The sequence below is a fragment of the Streptomyces acidicola genome (genome assembly GCF_009377235.1).
Lineage (GTDB): Bacteria > Actinomycetota > Actinomycetes > Streptomycetales > Streptomycetaceae > Streptomyces > Streptomyces acidicola.
The window spans coordinates 1-16,765 of record NZ_VMNX01000211.1; the positions used below are offsets into that span (position 1 = coordinate 1).

16 protein-coding genes are annotated in these 16,765 nt (G+C 69.7%); 5 read left to right on the forward strand and 11 right to left on the reverse strand.

The genetic code is table 11. From position 1 onward, the window contains the following. Positions 1 to 55: 55 nt before the first annotated feature. On the reverse strand, positions 56 to 367 hold the full coding sequence (locus FPZ41_RS47490) for a hypothetical protein (protein ID WP_194236336.1): 312 nt from the start codon (positions 365 to 367) through the stop codon (positions 56 to 58). Positions 368 to 530: 163 nt separating this feature from the next. Here FPZ41_RS47490 and dcd point away from each other — a divergent pair, with 163 nt between their 5' ends. From dcd to FPZ41_RS50010, 3 genes are all read left to right on the forward strand, one after another. Continuing rightward, complete coding sequence (gene dcd / locus FPZ41_RS36040) at positions 531 to 1,106, forward strand: dCTP deaminase (RefSeq protein WP_131571345.1); 576 nt, start codon at positions 531 to 533, stop codon at positions 1,104 to 1,106. Between the two features lie 14 nt (positions 1,107 to 1,120). After that, positions 1,121 to 1,639, forward strand: a complete 519-nt coding sequence (locus FPZ41_RS36045) for a phosphoribosyltransferase (RefSeq protein WP_152867776.1) — start codon at positions 1,121 to 1,123, stop codon at positions 1,637 to 1,639. Between the two features lie 650 nt (positions 1,640 to 2,289). Next, positions 2,290 to 2,868 (forward strand): DUF2690 domain-containing protein, encoded by a 579-nt coding sequence (locus FPZ41_RS50010; RefSeq protein ID WP_152867777.1) that lies wholly within the window; start codon positions 2,290 to 2,292, stop codon positions 2,866 to 2,868. Positions 2,869 to 2,964: 96 nt separating this feature from the next. On the opposite strand, the gene FPZ41_RS36055 is transcribed toward FPZ41_RS50010, so the two are convergent. The 3 genes from FPZ41_RS36055 to FPZ41_RS36065 form a co-directional block, all read right to left on the reverse strand. Next, positions 2,965 to 3,981, reverse strand: a complete 1,017-nt coding sequence (locus FPZ41_RS36055) for a YIP1 family protein (RefSeq protein WP_152867778.1) — start codon at positions 3,979 to 3,981, stop codon at positions 2,965 to 2,967. Between the two features lie 25 nt (positions 3,982 to 4,006). Further along, entirely contained in the window at positions 4,007 to 5,461 is a 1,455-nt protein-coding gene (locus tag FPZ41_RS36060) for an FG-GAP-like repeat-containing protein (protein WP_322621151.1), read from the reverse strand. 110 nt (positions 5,462 to 5,571) lie between these two features. Continuing rightward, positions 5,572 to 5,970, reverse strand: a complete 399-nt coding sequence (locus tag FPZ41_RS36065; protein WP_152867780.1) for an ATP-binding protein — start codon at positions 5,968 to 5,970, stop codon at positions 5,572 to 5,574. Positions 5,971 to 6,162: 192 nt separating this feature from the next. On the opposite strand from FPZ41_RS36065, the gene FPZ41_RS36070 reads away from it, so the two are divergent. Together FPZ41_RS36070 and FPZ41_RS36075 are read left to right on the forward strand one after the other, a co-directional pair. Beyond that, positions 6,163 to 7,005, forward strand: a complete 843-nt coding sequence (locus FPZ41_RS36070; protein ID WP_152867781.1) for a helix-turn-helix domain-containing protein — start codon at positions 6,163 to 6,165, stop codon at positions 7,003 to 7,005. 11 nt (positions 7,006 to 7,016) lie between these two features. Continuing rightward, positions 7,017 to 7,202: a DUF397 domain-containing protein gene (locus FPZ41_RS36075; RefSeq protein WP_152867782.1), complete on the forward strand. Its 186-nt coding sequence runs from the start codon at positions 7,017 to 7,019 to the stop codon at positions 7,200 to 7,202. On the opposite strand, the gene FPZ41_RS36080 is transcribed toward FPZ41_RS36075, so the two are convergent. The 7 genes from FPZ41_RS36080 to FPZ41_RS36110 form a co-directional block, all read right to left on the reverse strand. After that, complete coding sequence (locus FPZ41_RS36080) at positions 7,196 to 8,590, reverse strand: FG-GAP and VCBS repeat-containing protein (protein WP_152867783.1); 1,395 nt, start codon at positions 8,588 to 8,590, stop codon at positions 7,196 to 7,198. The genes FPZ41_RS36075 and FPZ41_RS36080 overlap by 7 nt on opposite strands. A 376-nt stretch (positions 8,591 to 8,966) precedes the next feature. Then, on the reverse strand, positions 8,967 to 10,343 hold the full coding sequence (locus tag FPZ41_RS36085) for an FG-GAP and VCBS repeat-containing protein (protein ID WP_152867784.1): 1,377 nt from the start codon (positions 10,341 to 10,343) through the stop codon (positions 8,967 to 8,969). A gap of 171 nt (positions 10,344 to 10,514) precedes the next feature. Then, positions 10,515 to 11,813 carry an FG-GAP repeat domain-containing protein gene (locus FPZ41_RS36090; RefSeq protein ID WP_152867785.1) on the reverse strand — a complete coding sequence of 433 codons (1,299 nt, stop codon included), beginning with the start codon at positions 11,811 to 11,813 and terminating at the stop codon, positions 10,515 to 10,517. Positions 11,814 to 11,979: 166 nt separating this feature from the next. Further along, positions 11,980 to 13,464 (reverse strand): FG-GAP repeat domain-containing protein, encoded by a 1,485-nt coding sequence (locus FPZ41_RS36095; RefSeq protein WP_152867786.1) that lies wholly within the window; start codon positions 13,462 to 13,464, stop codon positions 11,980 to 11,982. Positions 13,465 to 13,606: 142 nt separating this feature from the next. Next, entirely contained in the window at positions 13,607 to 15,010 is a 1,404-nt protein-coding gene (locus FPZ41_RS36100) for a lanthionine synthetase LanC family protein (RefSeq protein ID WP_322621153.1), read from the reverse strand. A gap of 135 nt (positions 15,011 to 15,145) precedes the next feature. Further along, positions 15,146 to 15,925 (reverse strand): GntR family transcriptional regulator, encoded by a 780-nt coding sequence (locus FPZ41_RS36105; RefSeq protein ID WP_152867787.1) that lies wholly within the window; start codon positions 15,923 to 15,925, stop codon positions 15,146 to 15,148. Next, on the reverse strand, positions 15,922 to 16,464 hold the full coding sequence (locus tag FPZ41_RS36110; RefSeq protein ID WP_322621154.1) for a GntR family transcriptional regulator: 543 nt from the start codon (positions 16,462 to 16,464) through the stop codon (positions 15,922 to 15,924). The genes FPZ41_RS36105 and FPZ41_RS36110 overlap by 4 nt, the downstream gene beginning before the upstream one ends. Positions 16,465 to 16,765: the final 301 nt, after the last annotated feature.

Here is a 16,765-nt window from a genome sequence, read left to right on the forward strand (position 1 = left end):
GGGCGGGGAAGAGGGTCTGTGTGCGGTCGGGGTGCCGCCTGGAGGGCCGTCCCTTTCATCCCGTAATGTGGCTTTCGTCGTCAGGGCAGTAAGCCCGACGCGGCTCTTGGGGAAGGGACTCTTGGACTTGATGGAACGCACCGTCGTCCGCTGTGCCGATGGGCACGTGTTCAGCACCGCTTCGTTCCCGATGCAGCAGGCCGAGCGACTCGGCCCCGGCCGGCTGATCCGCTGTCCGCGGTGTGCCCGGCTTCGCAGTGTCGTGCCTGTGGCGCTTGAGAAGCGATAGCCAGCGGTAGGTCGCGTAAGCCGCGTAGGTCACGTAGGTCACGTAGGTCACGTAGGTCGCGTAGGTCGCGTAGGTCACGTAAGCCGTGCGGTTTGTGCGAGCCGTGGTTCGACGGTGAGCTGTGGCTCGGCGGGCACGCAGTGGCCTGGCTGTATGCGGTAGCGCAGTAGCAGAAGGAGTGAGCAGGCGCGCGGGTCGTCCTCGTTGTGGGCGGTCCGCGCGTCTTGCGTATCCTCGGGGCGTGCTTCTCTCAGACAAGGACATCCGGGCCGAGATCGACGCCGGACGGGTGCGGATCGATCCGTACGACGAAACCATGGTGCAGCCGTCGAGCGTCGACGTGCGGCTCGATCGCTACTTTCGGGTGTTCGAGAATCACCGGTACCCGCACATCGATCCGTCCATCGAGCAGGCGGATCTGACCAGGCTGGTGGAGCCGGAGGGGGATGAGCCGTTCATCCTGCACCCCGGGGAGTTCGTGCTCGCCAGTACCTATGAGGTCATCAGCCTCCCCGATGATCTTGCCTCCAGGCTGGAAGGGAAGAGTTCTCTCGGGCGGCTCGGGCTCGTCACCCACTCCACCGCCGGGTTCATCGATCCCGGGTTCTCCGGGCATGTGACCCTTGAGCTCTCCAACCTCGCCACCCTGCCGATCAAGCTCTGGCCGGGCATGAAGATCGGGCAGCTGTGCATGTTCCGGCTCAGCTCTCCGTCCGAGTCCCCGTACGGGAGTGAGCGGTACGGGTCCCGGTACCAGGGGCAGCGTGGGCCCACCGCGTCCCGGTCCTTCCTCAATTTCCATCGGACGCAGGTCTGAGAGGGCGGTCGAGCATGACTGACGTTTCCCCCGCGGCCGACCCTGCGCGCGAGAACCTCTCCTACGAGGTCTTCGGTCGCGCCGTCCGTGAGCTTGCCCAGGTCATCGCCGATGACGGGTACCAGCCCGACGTCATCCTCTCCATCGCCCGTGGAGGCGTGTTCGTTGCTGGAGGGCTTGCCTATGCCCTGGATTGCAAGAATATTCATCTGGTCAATGTCGAGTTCTACACGGGCGTGGGGCAGACGCTCGAGATGCCTGTGATGCTGGCGCCCGTTCCGAACGCGATCGATTTCACCGACAAGAAGGTGCTGATCGCTGACGATGTCGCCGACACGGGTAAGACGCTGAAGCTCGTGTACGACTTCTGCCTGGAGACCGTCGCCGAGGTGCGTTCGGCGGTGATCTACGAGAAGTCGCAGAGCCTCGTCAAGTGCGAGTACGTCTGGAAGCGTACGGATGCCTGGGTGAACTTCCCGTGGAGTGTCGAGCCGCCTGTGGTGAAACGGGCCGGGCAGGTGCTCGACGCGTAGGGCGCCAAAGGCGCCGACCGAGGTCTGCGGCCTGGGCCCGCTGCCACGGGTCGGTGGTGAGGGTGGTTAACCGTCGCCGTTCCCGCGGTTGACGCGAGAGCTGCCGGTTCGGCGTCCGCAGCGCCCCCTTCTTGTCTCATTCTTGTCTCAGCGCTCGGCCGGGGGCGCCGTCCTGCGGCGCCAACGAGCCCTTGATGTATAGGAGTTGGGAGAAATGGCGGGGATGTCGTAGGAGTACGCGTGGTGCGCGAAGGGGATGGGAAAGGGCCTTCGACCGCACGCGCCACCGGTGCGGGGAAGCCTTCGTCGGGCGGTAGGAGAAGGGGGAGACGGAGATGGCGGACGGGACGGGTGGTCCGTTACCGGACGACACGGGCGGCGGTCCCGAGGGGCGAACCGTGGGTCCCGAGGGCAGGGCCGTCGGTACGGGGCGCGCGGATGCGCCACCAGACGCGGGTGCGAGTGGCGTGGGTGGTGCCAGTGGCGGTTCCGGTGGTGGTTCTGGTGGTGGTTCCAGTGGCGCTGTCGGTGGGCCGGACGATGACCCCGGCGGTTCCCGTGGGGGGCGCCTGGGGCGCGTCGTTGCGTGGGGCCGTGGGCTTGGGCCGCAGACGCTCGTTGGGGCCGTCTTCGTCACCGTCGTCGGGGCCGTGGTGTCCGTTCTCCTGACTTCGGTGGTCGGCGACGGTGGCTCGGAGAGCGGCCCCGGGGGCGCCACGGCCACGGATACGGATGCGGTAAGCAGCGCCGGCGCGTCGTCGGCGCCCACGTGTTCGGGGTTGGAGTGTGACGGGCTCGACCCCAAGGCGACCGGCTGCGGGACCGGGGCCAGGACCCTCAAGTACGACTTGGCGGGCACCATGCGCCTGGAGATCCGGTACGGCCCGGCGTGCCGTACGGTCTGGGGCAAGCTGACGGGCGCGGAGGTCGGGGACACCGTCGAGATTCAGGTCCCACCGACTCGGCGGCAGATCGACGCGGTCCAGAACAATCATGACAAGTACACGCCGATGCTGTACCTGCCGGAAGGGCAGGACCTCAGCGTCGAGGCGACCGCTGTCGCCGTCAACCCGAAGAAACGCCAGGTCAAGCACAGGTTTGAGCTGAGCGTCAGCGTCGACTCAACGGACCTGCCCACCGATCGACCCAGGGATCTGTCCACCGATCTGCCCACGGACGTGTCGACAGGTCCGCTTGCCTCGACGTCCGCGTCCGGTCGCGCCTCCTGAAGCCGGATCGCGCGCTCACGCGCCCCGGAGCGTCCAGGCGTGTGAAGGGCCCCGGCCACGAGATTCGCCGGGGCCCTTCACACGTAGGGGTCGGAACTAGAACGTCCCCAGCTTGACGAGCGACAGAATCGCGATCAGCTGGATCGCCGACGCGCCCAGGGCCTTCGGCCACGGCAGGTCGTGGGACTTGGAGACCATCAGGGTCAGCAGGGCGCCCGCGGCGACCCAGGTGGCCCAGCCGAGGAGCTGGACGAAGGGGGCGTCGCCGCTCGCGAACATGGCGACCACCAGGCGCGGGGTGTCCGTGATGCACATGATCAGCATGGAGAGGCCGACCGTGGGCTGCCAGGCGCCGTCGCCACCGAGTTGGCGGGCCAGGGTGTGGGTCACCACGCCCAGGATGAACGTGCTCACGACCATGGCGACCGCTGTCGTCAGGACGATCGGGATCGCGTTCGACAGCGTCGCGTTGATCGCGTCCGCGCGGGCGCCGTCGAAGCCGAAGACGGCGAGCAGGCCGTAGAGGAGGGTGACGAGGAAAGCCGGGGCCCACATCGTGTAGTCGCGCATGACGAGGAAGGTCTGGTTCGGCGACATCACGATGCCGCGCAGCAGTTCCTTCCAGTGCAGGCGCGGGCCCGCCGGCGGCGCCGGGGCCTGGCCCGCGCGGTATGCGCCGCCCTGGTTGTACAGGTCCTCGCCGACCGAGAACGCCTGGGTGTGGCCCGGGTTGTTGGCCGCGTACGGGTCGTGGCCCTGGCCCGGGCCCTGGGGGTAGCCCTGGCGGCCGCCGTCGCCGAAGTACTCCGGCTCGCCGTGGTTCCCGCCGTGCGCCTGCGGCCAGCCCGACTGGCCGCCGGGGCCGCCCTGGGCGCCGTACGGCTGACCCCCGCCGTGCGGAGGTCGCTGCGGCGCCTGTGGGTAGCCGTACGACGGGCCGCCCTGTGGGGGCTGCTGTCCGTACGGAGGGTTGTGCGGTCGCGCTTGAGGAGCGCCGTTGTTCCGGCCGCGTCCGATCCTGAATCCAGCCACGCCTTCGAACGTACCTGGTCCCGGGGTGTGACGTAGGGCGCACCGAGGAACGGGGACACCTTTGCGGCCGAGCTGTGACATCCCCTAAGGGGCTGTCAGAAGGGACTCAGTGACTACTCAGGGTTCTGCCGTACGAGAGTGCCGTTGACGGGGAGGGGAGGCCCAGGCGGGTCGGGGTGATGGCGTAGGAGGCGGTGGGCGAGAGGGCTGGGAGGAGCCAGACTCCGCCTGATTTGTTGTTCTCGCCGGTTGCGCCGATCGCCGCGTCCGGGGTGCCGTCGTGATCGTAGTCGCCTGTTGCCACGGCTGTGCCGAAGGCGTCGCCCGTCTCCGCGACGCCCGGGACGCCGGGTGTGTTCTGGCTGTAGGCCGTTGAGGTCGCCTCGCCGGAGGGGGCGACCAGGCCGCCGGAGCGGCCCAGCAGCAGCGTGGCCGCGCCGGCGCCCGCGCGCGTGCCGATCGCCTCTCCGGGGGCGCCCGCGATCAGGTCGTCGCGGCCGTCGCCGTTCCAGTCCAGTACGGCCAGTGAGGCGCCGAAACGGTCGCCGTCCTCGGCGCGGCCGTACACGCCGGGTGTGTCCTGGTTGAGGGTCTGCTCCCGAGCGCTGAAGCCCCTTGCGCCTCCGTAGTGGATGTGGATGCCGCCGCCCTTCGCGTACTCCTCCGGGCCGCAGGGGTCGTCGATGTTCTCGTCGGCGATCTCCCGGCACTCGCCGAGGGCCAGGTCGTCGTGGCCGTCGCCGTCGAAGTCGCCGGAGGCGAGAGCCGTGACACCGGCGTTGTCGGTGTTCCAGATGTTGGCCAGGCGGGATTCGGAGGGCTCCCAGCTCCACAGGCGTACGTGCGACTGCGTGTAGGGCTGGGTTCTCGTCCAGTACGCCACCGCCAGGTCCGCCGTGCCGTCGTTGTCGAAGTCGCCGGTGGCCAGGACGGGGGCGCGGCCGCCCATGGGGGCGGTGACGACCGTGGAGCGGGGCCCGTCGTTCGGTGCCAGTACCACCGTGTCCGTCGCGCCGATCGCCAGGTCTGTCGCGCCGTCGCCCGTCAGGTCGGCCGCCGTCACGGATCTGCCGTATGCCGCCGACGCCGACGGTCCGTTCGCCACCGTGGTGGCCGTGCCCAGGCCGCCCTTCGCGCCCCGCAGTACGGCGACGGTGCCCGCGTCCGTGCCGCGGCCGGTGACGTCCTCGCCGGGGGCGCCGATCACCAGGTCCGCCGTGCCGTCGCCGTCCACGTCGGCCACGGCCACGGCGGCGCCGAAGCGGTCGCCCGTCTCCGGGGTGCCGGGGACGCCGGGCCGTGCCTGGCTGATGCGGGTGTTCCCGTGTGCGCCGAGGCCCCTCTTGCCGCCCCAGACGATGTTGACGTATCCGGCCTTGGTTCTGCCGCCCACCGTGGCGTCGGGAACGCCGACGGCCAGGTCCGCGTAACCGTCCGCGTTGAAGTCGCTGACCGTGGGGTCGGGTGCGGCGGCTGTGGCCGTCGGGGTGGTCCAGGCGATCGGGGTGAGGGCCAGGGCGATGACGGTGGCCGCGGCCAGGGAGTGGGTCCGTATGCGCACGGGGGCTCCAGGGGCTCCAAGTGGGTGGGTCAGTCCGGTGGTTCTGTTCGGTTCACCTGTGTGACACCTGGAGGTCATGTGGGGTTGCGCGGGTTGGGAGGGGGTGGGGTTCAACGGTCACAACTGAGTTCGCACCAGATGTATTTGCCGCCGTTGCCGTTGCCGTTGCCGTTGACCTTGAACCAGCCCCAGTCGTCGGCGTACGCGTCGACGATGTTGAGGCCGCGGCCGTGCTCGTCGCAGAGGGCTGCGGGTGACGCGGTCGGGGGCGTGGAGTCCGTGTCCCAGGCGCCCAGGCGGAACGAGGGGCCCGATCGTCTGATCTTGAGGGCGGCGGGCCCCTTGGTGTGCCGGACGGCGTTGGAGAGGAGCTCGGAGGCGAGGAGCTCCGCGGGCTCGATGAGGGCGGGGAGGTCGTGGGTCGTGAGGATGTCGCGGAGGGTGCGGCGGCTGATGCGGACGGCTCGGGGGTCGTTGGGGATGTAGAGGGTGTACTCCCAGGGGGCCATGGGCTCTCCTTGGTGAGGGGTGAAGTGTGAGGGGGGTTCGGGCGGTGGCCTGTCGCGCCGCAGGCAGGGTGGGGCGATGCGCTTCCGCTCCGCAGGGTGCTCATTGCATCACTCACGGTAGGGGTAAATGTGTATCCATGGCAAGTGGAACTGCGATACTCGGTCTCTCAACTCGGATGAGAGAAGGGGAATATGCCGGCAAGGAGCGTCATCACCGCGCGTCAGGAACGGCTTGGTGCCGAGCTGCGCAAGCTTCGCGAACGGGCGGGGTTGTCGGGCCGAGAGGCTGCGCGGGCGCTGGGTATCGCCGAGACCAAGCTCTCAAGTACTGAGGTGGGGCGCGTGGGGGTGAGTGCGGAGCGCGTCCGGCACTGGGCCAGTCAGTACACGTGTGATGATGCCGCTCTCGTTGACGCGCTCGTGGCGATGGCGACCGAGCGGGGGCGTGGCTGGTGGGAGGACTATCGCGGGCGGGTGCCGATCGGGTACCTGGACCTGGCCGAACTGGAGGCTCATTCGGCGCACTTGAGGACGTTCGAGAGCGTGCACATCCCGGGCCTGCTCCAGACCGAGGACCAGGTACGGGCGATCTTCTCCGGGTCGGTGCCGCGCCTCGCGGATGAGGCGTTGGAGACGCGGGTGCAGTTCCGGCTCCGCCGCCAGGAGGCCCTCGCGGGCCTGCGCTATGAGGCGTTGATCCATGAGGCCGCGCTCAGGATCAGGGTGGCCAACCGGAAGGTTGCGATGGCGCAGCTGTTGTGGCTTCTGGAACAGTCCGAGTTGCCCAACGCGACGATCCGTGTGGTGCCGTTCGACGTCGACGGCTTCGCCGGTGTCGTCGACCCCGCGACGTACGCAGGCGGGCCCGTGCCCCGGCTGGACACCGTGGTGGTGGACAACCAGCACGGCAGTGCTTTCCTGGATGCAGAGGCGCAACTCGCCCGCTACCGCGAAGTTCTCCGCACGGTGGAGGCGGCCGCGCTGGGCGCCGTAGAGTCGCGGGAGTTCATCCACCAGATCGCGCAGAGCATGTGAAGGGTCCTGACATGGCACACGGCATCGCCTGGCAGAAGTCGTCGTTCTCCAGCGGCGGTGACGCGGCTAACTGCGTCGAACTCGCCGCCAGCCAGGGCACCCTCCTCCTCCGCGAAAGCAACGAGCCCAGCACCGTGATAGCAACCACCGGCACCGGACTCGCCGCCCTCATACGTCACCTGCGCGACGGCTACTGAAGCATCCCCCTGACCGTGTCGCTTTCCACGGCCGTGGCGCCCGACGTCGTGACCCCCGTCGACGAACCCCGCAGCACCAGCGAGCCGGACTCACCCTCCACGTACAGGTCGGCCTTGCCGTCGCGGTTGGTGTCGCGGAGGCGCACCGTGCTGCCGAAGTACTCGCCGGTCTGGAGGTCGCCCGGTACGCCTGTCGTGTTGCGGGCGAACCACTGCGAGCCCGTGGCGGACAAACCGGAGGCGCGCCCGTACAGGATCTCGACGCCGCCCGCTCCGTCATGGCCGCCCAGTGCCTCGCCGGGGACGCCGATCGCGAGGTCGCGGTAGCCGTCGCCGTTGATGTCGCCGGACGAGATCGAGTCGCCGAAGGAGTCGTACGCCTCCGGGGTGCCTGCGATGCCCGAGGTCGACTGGGTGAAGCGCGCGCTCTTGTCCGGGCCCGAGGACGAGCCGTACCAGATCGAGACACGGCCCTTCCACTTGTCGTACAGCGGGGTACCGATGGCGATGTCGCCGTAACCGTCCTTGTTGAAGTCGTTGATGACGCCGTCGCCGCCCCGGTCGGCCTCGCCGCCGTTGCCGTTGACGCTCTCCAGGCGGAGCGTCTTGCCGGGGTAGAGCCTGACCTCGCCGCCCTTGACGAACCAGGCGTCCGAGGCGATGTACGTGTCGGTGACGACGTCGCCGATGATGACGAGGTCGGTCTTGCCGTCCTTGTCGACCTTGCCCGCGATCACGGCGGTGGAGTAGAAGCTGGACGACTCCTTGTCCAGGGTGCTGACCGTGCCGTGGACGCCGGACTTGCTGATGGATCCCCGGTAGACGTACGTCTTGCCGGCGTTGACGAGGGCCAGGTCCGGCTTGCCGTCACCGTTGAAGTCGCCGGTGGCCAGGTCGGAGCCCATACGGGCGTACGACTGCTTGGGGCCCTTGTTGGGGATGGTGAGGCCGCCCGAGAGGCCGTCCTTGCTGCCCCAGAGGACGGTGACGGCGCCCTGGTCCTTACGGCCGTCGACGTCCTCGCCGATGGCGGTCACCGCGAGGTCGCCGTAGCCGTCGTTGTTGAAGTCGGCAGCGGTGCGGACCTCACCGAAGAAGTCGTCCGTTTCGTCGGCGCCGGGGACGCCGGGGCTGGCCTGGTCGATGAACTGGGTCTTCGTACCGTGCCCGTTGGCCGTGCCGAAGGTGACCAGGACGCCGCCGCCCTTGCTGCCGCCGGCCGGGCCGTAGGAGTACACCGCGTAGTCGCGGTAACCGTCACCGTTGAAGTCGTCCGCGTACTTCGCCGCGGCCGCGCTCGCCGGGGCTGCCGTGGCCAGGGTCAGCAGCCCGCCGGTCAGGGCCGCCGCCGTCGCCGTGGCCAAGCCGGCGCGAATGGGTCTCTTCATGTCCATGTGTCTCCTGGAGAGTTGGCGACTGAATTCCGGCTGCCGTCAGAGGCGTCAGGGGGCGTCAGGGGCGTCAGCCGCCCAGCGTCGTACCGAACGCCGGGGCTCCCGAGCTGGAGGCGGCGGCGCCAGGGCGGAAGAACCCCGCGAGCAATGGACCACTGGCCCAGGCACAGGGTTGTACCGACCTCGGTGACCTTCTGACTTATGGAGCGATTGGCAGATGTGGGCCGCCGGTGACTCCAGAAGTGCCTGGTGAGCGTCTTCAGAACTGGCCCACATCTGCCAATTGCCGAGGAACGGGGGGTTGGGCGGGTGCGGGGTGAGGCCGTGAGGACGTCGCCGAAGTACTACAGGCCCGAGGGACCGCCCACCGCTACTGGCTGATCCCCGCGACAGTCGTCCAGTCCACGGTCGTGGCCCCGGTCGTCGTGATGCCCGACTTGGAGCCCGGCAGTCGTACGTGGCCTTCCTGGCCCGCCACGTACAGGTCGGCGTAGCCGTCGCCGTTGCCGTCGCGGAGGCGTACCGTCCCGCCGAAGTAGTCGAACTCGTTGACGTCGCCCGGGACGCCGGCCACGTTGCGGGCGAACCACTGCGAGCCCGTGCCGGTCAGGCCGGACGCGCGGCCGTAGAGGACGTGGACGCCGCCCGCGAAACGGGCGCCGTTGATGACCTCACCCTCCGAGCCGACCGCGAGGTCCTGGTAGCCGTCGCCGTTGACGTCGCCGGCGGCGACCGCACGGCCGAACGCGTCGCCCGACTCCGCCGTGCCCTTGATACCGCTGGAGTTCTGGGTGAAGCGGGCCGTCCTGGTGGAGGGTGCGGAGGAGCCGCCGTACCAGATGGTCACGCGGCCCGTGTAGTTCTTGTGCACCTGGGTGCCGATGGCGATGTCGCCGTAGCCGTCCTTGTCGAAGTCGGCGATGACACCGTCGCCGCCCCGCTCGGTGTGGCCCGGTTCGTTCGGGGCCTCCAGCTGGACGGACTTGCCGGGGTAGAGCTTGGCCTCGCCGCCCTTGATGAACCAGGCCTCGGAGCCGATGTCCGAGCCGGAGACGACGTCGCCGATGATGACGAGGTCGGTCTTCTTGTCGCCGGTGACCTTGCCCGCGATCAGGCTGGTGGCCGAGAAGTCCGACCCCTCCTTGTCCAGGGTGGTGACCGAGCCGTGGACGCCGGACTTGTCGATGGGACCCCGGTAGACGTACGCCTTGCCGTTGTTGACGACCGCGAGGTCCTGCTCGCCGTCGCCGTTGAAGTCGCCGGTGGCGAGGTCGCGGCCCATCCGGCCCCCGGCCGCCGCGTCCTTGGGCGGGATGCGCAGGCCGCCGGAGAGGCCGTTCTTGCTGCCCCAGAGGATGGTGACCGAGCCCTGGTACTTGCGGCCGCCCTCCTCCTCGCCGGTGGCGGAGACGGCCAGGTCGCCGTAGCCGTCGTTGTTGAAGTCGGCGGCGGCGCGTATCTCGCCGAAGGCGTCGTTCTCCTCGTCGGTGCCGGGGACGCCGGGGCTCGACTGGTCGATGAACTGGGTCTTCGTTCCGGGGCCGTCGGCCGTGCCGAAGGTGACCTTGACACCGCCGTTGCTGGTGCCGTCGGGGCTGCCGCCGAAGACGGCGTAGTCGCGGTAGCCGTCGCCGTTGAAGTCGTCCCCGTACTTGGCGGGGGCCGCGGTGGCGGGCGCGGCCAGGGCGAGGGGGGCCAGGCCGGTGGCGAGGAGGCCGGTGGTCAGGGCTAACGAGCGTATGCGCAAGGGGACTCCAGGGTCGGAGGCGGGCCCGCTCACTGTCCGGGGACGGGCCCGAATGCCGGAAGATTTCCTCGACGGAGTCGACCTCTGGGGGTGGGGCAGGGTTGGCGGACGTCAGATGAACAAATGGGGTTATTGGGGTTGCCGGGACGGCAGGGGTGTGCGGGCGTGACCTCAGCCGCTCCCCGCCAGGAACTCCGCCGTGGAGAAGGTGACCTGTGGCTTGGCGGCCACCAGTCCGTTCTTCCGGCCCGGGTACACCGCGACCGTGTCCTTCGTCTCGCCCCGGTAGGTGCGTACGGCCAGGTCGGCCAGACCGTCCCCGGTGAGGTCGGCCACCGCCAGGACGCGGGTCGTGCCCGTCGCGGGTGGCTTCACGGTGACGACGGTGGAGGTGGACAGTCCGCTCGTACGGCCCCGGAAGATTTTCAACTCCGAGCCGCTGGAGACGAGCTCGTCGAAGCCGTCGCCGTCGAAGTCGCCCGCGTCGAGGACCGTGCCCGGCACGTCGAGCGTGCCGCGCACCGTGGCCCCCGAACCAGCGAGGTCGTACCGCAGTGACGTTCCGCCCTGGGAGCCGATCGCGGCGTCGAGCGCGGCCTTGGTCCGGCCGAAGCGACCGAAGGCGACGTCGGCGCCCGCGGGGAGGGCGAAGCCGGTGCGGGCGGGGCCGTTCGGGCCGCCGTACACGACGCTCGACGGGGACGCGTCGCCGTCCTCGCGGACCAGCAGGTCGTCGTAGCCGTCGCGGTTGACGTCGACCGCGGGGCCGGTGGGGACGTTGCCGGGCGCGGCGAGCGGCTGTCCCGCGGCGCGCGGGGCGCCCTTGCGGGTGAAGGGGCCGCGCAGGTAGGTGAGTTGGCTTTCCGAGGCGTGCAGGACGAGGTCGTTCGCGCCGTCTCCGTCGAAGTCGCCGCACACCGGCTGGTCGGGCCAGTCGTTGCCGTCGCGGGCCCGCGCGGGGACGGTGAGCTTGACCGCCTTGCCGGTCAGGCCGCCCGGTGAGCCGAAGAGGATCTGGAGCGGGACGGGAGGCCGGCCCTGCCCGTCGTACGGCGGGTCGGTGGAGATGACGAGGTCGGTGAAGCCGTCCCCGTCCAGATCGCAGCTCTCCTCGGCGTCGAAGACGGCCGGGAGCCGGCCGTTCGTGGCGGCGGCCTGCTTGGCCGGGGAGAGCAACTGCCGTGCACCCGGCCGCAGTCCGCTTTCCGTGCCGTACACGATGCCGATGCCCGCGTCGTCCTCGTGGCTCTGCCGCTTGACCAGGTCGTTCAGGACCAGGTCACGGTGACCGTCGCCGTTGAAGTCGTCGGCGACCTTGCTGCCGTCCCCGCGCGGCACGGGCACCCGCGCGTGCGCCTTCGCCACGGGGACCGGGCCCGGCTTCTTCGCCGAGCCGTCGTCGCTGTTCCGGCTGGAGCCGCAGGCGGTGAGGAGAGCGCAGGCGGCTGTCAGGGCCGCCGTCACACGCATACCTGTTCTTCGCCCTTGCCCTCGCCCGCGCACCGTCCACCTCATCCGTACCGATGACAACAACCGAGCCATCATGCACATGCCCGAGCGGTGCGGTAAGGGCCGGGTGCGCCATGTTCCGGCCATGACGGCCGCGTCGTCAGTCGGGTCAGGCTGCTCAGACGGGTCAGAGAGAGCGGGACACTCCTACGTCGGCCGGTGTGAAGTGGGCAGTCCGGTCCGGGGTCAGTCCGTCGTCCGTGCCGTACACGACGAGGAACATCCCCTTGCGCTTCTCGTACAGCGGCAGGAACAGCACCGCGTCGTCGTGGTCGTCGCCGTTCACGTCGAGGAGGGGCGGGTCGGCGGTGAAGTCGTTCCATTCGTAGGGGTTGCGGGTGCCCGGCAGGCCCTCGGTCGTGGAGTCCATGCTGGTCGCCCCGTCGATCGGGGCGGGGCTCCCGTCGGAGGTGCCCGGGACGAGGGTGAGCCGGCCGTCGTGGTTGCGGAAGTTCGGCGCGCTGATCAGCAGGTCGGGGCGGCCGTCGCCGGTCATGTCGCCCACCGCGGCCGGGGAGCCGAAGCTGCCGCCGAGGTCCGGCGCGACGGTGGCCGTGTCACGCCCGGTGCCGAGGCCCGACCGCGCACCGTAGAGCACGCGTACGACTCCGTCGCCGCTGCCGATGGTGTCCTTGACCAGCAGGTCGGCCAGGCCGTCCCCGTCGGCGTCGCCCACGTCGGCCGTGATCCCGTCGTAGCCGTTCCACAGCTTCAGGTCGGAGAGGGCTGCTTCCAGTGCGGGGGCGGCCGGGAGGCCTCCGTCGGCCGTGCCCTCGCGCGTCTCCAACTGGTGGCAGGGCGGCGTCGTCTCGTCCTCGTAGTCCACGCACTGGTAGTGCAGGAGCACCTCGGCGCGGCCGTCCCCGTCGAAGTCGCCGGTTGTGGCTCGGGCCGGGGTGGCCCAGCCGTCCTGGCCCAGGTCGAGGGGGACCGTGCGGGCGGGGGCGCCGTCACGGTCGTAGGGGCCCAGGAGCAGGCGGCCGTCGGTGGCGTCCCGGACCCTGGGCTCGTCGGGGCTCTTCTTGAAGCCCGCGTCGAGGAGGTCGGTCCTGCCGTCCCCGTCGAAGTCGGCGACGGCCAGCAGCCGGGTGTCCTTCGGTACGGCCAGGTCGTCCGGGGCGGACAGGCCGCGCGGGCCGCCCCACCACACGCGGGCACCGTTCGCCCCGGTGTACCGCCCCGGATACGCCCCGACGCTGCCCTCGTTCGGTGTGCCCTCCCGCCTCGTGTCCGGCCTCCCGGCGATGAGATCCGTGTAGCCGTCGCCGTCCAGATCGGCGCGGAACAGCCCGCCGCCCGCGACGCCGGTGTGGCGCTGCGACCACTCCGGGCGCAGGCCCTTCGCCGATCCGTACACGATGACGAGGTGGGTGGAGTACCGCTTGTCCGGGCCCTTGGAGTTGGCGACGACGTAGCCCGCGTAGTCGTCGTATCCGTCGCCGTTGAAGTCGCCGGTGTTGAGGTCCTTCGGGGAGGGCGCGGGGGTGCCGGGGGCCGGTCGTGCGTGTGCGGGCTTTGCGTCGGGCGCGTCCCCGCTACAGGCCGTCGCCGCCAGCAGGAGGCCGGTCGCGAGCAGAGCGGCACCGCACCGTGTTCGTTCGGCTCCAAGCATGCCTCTGGTCTTCATACGTACAAGAACACGCCATCTCGTCCCTTGAAGCGAGGAGTTGGCGTATTCCGTGATGCGTTCGTACGCGTCCTTACCGCGCCGAGGGAGCTGTCCGCGTCACGAACAGGCGGGCCCGCCGCTCCTGTCATGAGGCCGTACTGCGCAGGTGCGCCGGCACTGCCCACCACTGGTCCGGACGGTCCACCACCGGAGCATCCGGTCCGGTCTCGATGAACCGGGCGAGGCGGAGAAGGTACGCGGCGATGCCCGCCGCGCCCTGCATCCACGCCGTGCCCGGGGGCAGGATCGGTGGGTCCTTGCGGTGTTCCAGGAAGCGCCATCGGGCGCCCGTCTCGTCTGTGACGGCCCGCTCCACCAACGCGTCGCCCATCCTGCGCGCTGCCTGCAGGAGGGCTTCCGCTCTTGCTGTTGCCTCGCAGTCCTCGCGGTTCTCGCAGTCCTGCGCTGCGTCCAGAAGTACGTCCCCTACGCCTGCCGTTCCGCAACAGCGGCCGTCGTTGTCCCAGAAGCCGGGGCGCAGGCGTTCCGGGACTCCTGAGGTGAGGATCGAGGTCAGGCAGCGGTGCCGCAGCCCGCCGACATCAAGGCCCGCCACCTCGGCCACGCCCGCGTGCGACAGTGCCGTGAACAGGTGCGAGGTGCCCGCTGGGCCGTGGCACCAGGTGTATGTCACCGGTTCCACCTCCCGTTTTGACGGGGGGATGGTGTGGGGGACGACGAAGCCGTCGTCCTCCAACGAGCCCACCGACAGTACGTGTTGGGCTCCCTTCACCGCAGCCTCGACGAAGTCCTCTCGGTGCAGGGCTGCACCCGCCACTGCCAGCGCCGCGGCCACCCCGGCGGTCCCGTGAGAGTAGTTCGGTGCCCTCCACTGCGTGCCTGGTGCTATCCCCCAGTCCAGGCCCGCCTCCGTGCGGTCCGCCACTCGCAGCAGGGCCTCACTGCCCGTCGTCGCGATCGCCTCAGCGCACTCGCCGCCCGCCCAGACCGCCGTCAGCACCACGCCGGCGGTGCCCATGATGATGTCGTTGAGGGGTGCGTCGGAACCCGGTTCGAATTCGACTGTGGTTTTCCAGCCTTCGGGGGTCGCCAGGTCGGCCAGCCGCCGCAGTGCGATCGATTCCTTACCCGGGGCGAGCAGCTTCAGCGCCATGGCGTCGCCTGCCAGGCCGCTGTACAGCGATGGTTCCGTCCTGCCATTGGCCTCTGACGACAGTCTGGTCACGATGCCCGTCGCCAGCGTCCGTTCTCTCCCGCTCAGCTCCCGGTACTGCCCGATCTCCGCCAACACCGGGGCGAGGCCCGCAATCCCCGCGTACAACGTGTCGCGGTCCTTCGCAGGTACCGTGTTCCGGCCGTCGTCCTGGCCGTCGTCCTGGCCGTCTTCCCGGTCCCTGTCCCGATCCTCTTCCTGGTCGTCCTCCGCTACCGTCTCCGGCAGCCACGGGCCCTTGTCCTCACGTACCTGGTTCAGCACCCATGACCAGGCGGCCTCGCCCAGTTCCCGGTACGCGTCGCTCGTCACCACCCGGTAAAGCTACAACTGCGCGCTCCCTACGGGCATCCACCCGCGACATCCGGAGTCGCCGAACCCCGCACTCCTCGGCCCGGCCGTCCTTGCCGTCCGAGGGCACGCCGAGTCCGCGCACCTGAAGCACACCAGTCACTCCGGCATGAACTCGTATTGCAACTCGTAGAGGTGTCCAGCCTTCACGATGGCCGTCGCTTCGATCGGACGTCCGTCGTCGGTGTAGACGACGCGGAGAGTGCACAGGACGGGCAGGCTGCTGGGGAGGCGTAGGACCTGGAACTGTTCCTGAGTGGGAACGCGGGCAGAGACCCGGTCCACACTCCGGCGGGGTGGATGGCCGAGTTCTGTCAGGAGCGCGGGAGTTCCGCCTTTGATCCTGCGACGGTCCGCCAGGGGTGTGCTCCGGGCGATGTCCAACGGGTAGTAGGACTTGACGAGTTCGGCCGGTTCATCGTCGATCAGCAGGATCTGGCTCCGGAGAAGCGCCGCGCCGTCCTCCGGGAGGCCGAGGAGGGCGCGAACATCCGCGGGCGGACGGGTTTCCGCGACGTCGAGGAGGGTGATGCGGGCGTGCGCGCCGTGCTTGGCGGCCTCGGTCAGCCAGGGGAAGGTCTCTTCGGCGGCGTCCTGTGTCAGGGATGCGGCAGGGCGCATCGTGCGTTGACGGTGCTCGCGGACCGTCACTGCCGCACCTGCTCGTCCGACCACCAGGCGTTCGTCCTTGAGGAGTTGGAGGGCCTTCTGGACTGTGGCGTTCGACGCGCCGAAGCGGGTCCTGAGCTGTGCTGTGGAGGGCAGGTTGGTGCCTGGCGGCAGTTCGCCGCTCATGATGTCGTCGCGCAGGTCCGCCGCGATCCGTTCGTGCAGCGAGCGGCGGTCGTGGGCTTCCGGTTCGGCTTTGGGCACGATCATCCGATCCTGATCTCGTAGCGCAACTGCTGCCGCAGGGCGGGCATCACCATACGGTCGACCTGGATCGGCCGGTCGTCGCGGTCCAGCGTGAGCCGGGTGAGCCGCAGGACCGGCTCTCCTGGCGCCGTCCGCAGAGCCTTCCGTTCCTCCTCGTCGGGCATACCTGCCGTCACGTCTTCGCGTACGAGGGCACCGACGTGCCCGAGCCGGGCCAGCAGCGTGACGGCTCCGCCGGGGATCTTGGCCGTCCCGGCAAGCCCGGTACCCCGGGCGATGCCGATGGGGTAGTAGGTGTCCGTCAGTTCGTTCGGCTCGTCGTCAAGAAGGATCAGGCGCTGCCGTACGACGACCGGTTCCCCCACCGGAACCTCCAACACTCGCGCCACCTCGGTCGGCGCAGGCACCTCTCCGGCGTGGACGATGCGCTGAGAGCCGCGTCGGCCCTGGGCTGCCGCGTCGGCACTCCACGCGTCGCCCTGCCCTTTCTCGCGCGGCGTCAGATACGGCATCGACGTGCTGACCCACTTGCTTGCGCTCACGATGTCCTCCCACGACCGACGACAGCCCCGACTTTGCCGCTTTACACGGTAAGCGACTTGGTGCTCCTCTCTCGGGACAGCCTTCAGTCTTTGCTGCTTTTTGTGAATAGCAGTAAGGTCTCGTTGTGTTGGACGTATCCGGCCATCAGCGAACTCGATCGGAACCGTTGACATGACCGACCCCATCCACCGCCTCGCTGTCTGGGTGGGCCGCCTGTCCGGGACCCGCAGGGCGTACGGCCGCTCTGTACGCCCTCCGCACCCTGTGCTCTCCGCCCCGCCCCCGAAGCACACCCCGCTC

What these genes read in the sequence shown, in the direction of transcription:
- FPZ41_RS36105 (WP_152867787.1), bottom strand. Translation starts at nt 15,925, where the DNA reads ATGATCGTGCCCAAAGCCGAACCGGAAGCCCACGACCGCCGCTCGCTG.
- FPZ41_RS36045 (WP_152867776.1), top strand. Translation starts at nt 1,121, where the DNA reads ATGACTGACGTTTCCCCCGCGGCCGACCCTGCGCGCGAGAACCTCTCC.
- FPZ41_RS36090 (WP_152867785.1), bottom strand. Translation starts at nt 11,813, where the DNA reads ATGCGTGTGACGGCGGCCCTGACAGCCGCCTGCGCTCTCCTCACCGCC.
- FPZ41_RS36080 (WP_152867783.1), bottom strand. Translation starts at nt 8,590, where the DNA reads ATGAAGAGACCCATTCGCGCCGGCTTGGCCACGGCGACGGCGGCGGCC.
- FPZ41_RS36070 (WP_152867781.1), top strand. Translation starts at nt 6,163, where the DNA reads ATGCCGGCAAGGAGCGTCATCACCGCGCGTCAGGAACGGCTTGGTGCC.
- FPZ41_RS36075 (WP_152867782.1), top strand. Translation starts at nt 7,017, where the DNA reads ATGGCACACGGCATCGCCTGGCAGAAGTCGTCGTTCTCCAGCGGCGGT.
- FPZ41_RS36055 (WP_152867778.1), bottom strand. Translation starts at nt 3,981, where the DNA reads ATGTCACAGCTCGGCCGCAAAGGTGTCCCCGTTCCTCGGTGCGCCCTA.
- FPZ41_RS36065 (WP_152867780.1), bottom strand. Translation starts at nt 5,970, where the DNA reads ATGGCCCCCTGGGAGTACACCCTCTACATCCCCAACGACCCCCGAGCC.
- FPZ41_RS36095 (WP_152867786.1), bottom strand. Translation starts at nt 13,464, where the DNA reads ATGCTTGGAGCCGAACGAACACGGTGCGGTGCCGCTCTGCTCGCGACC.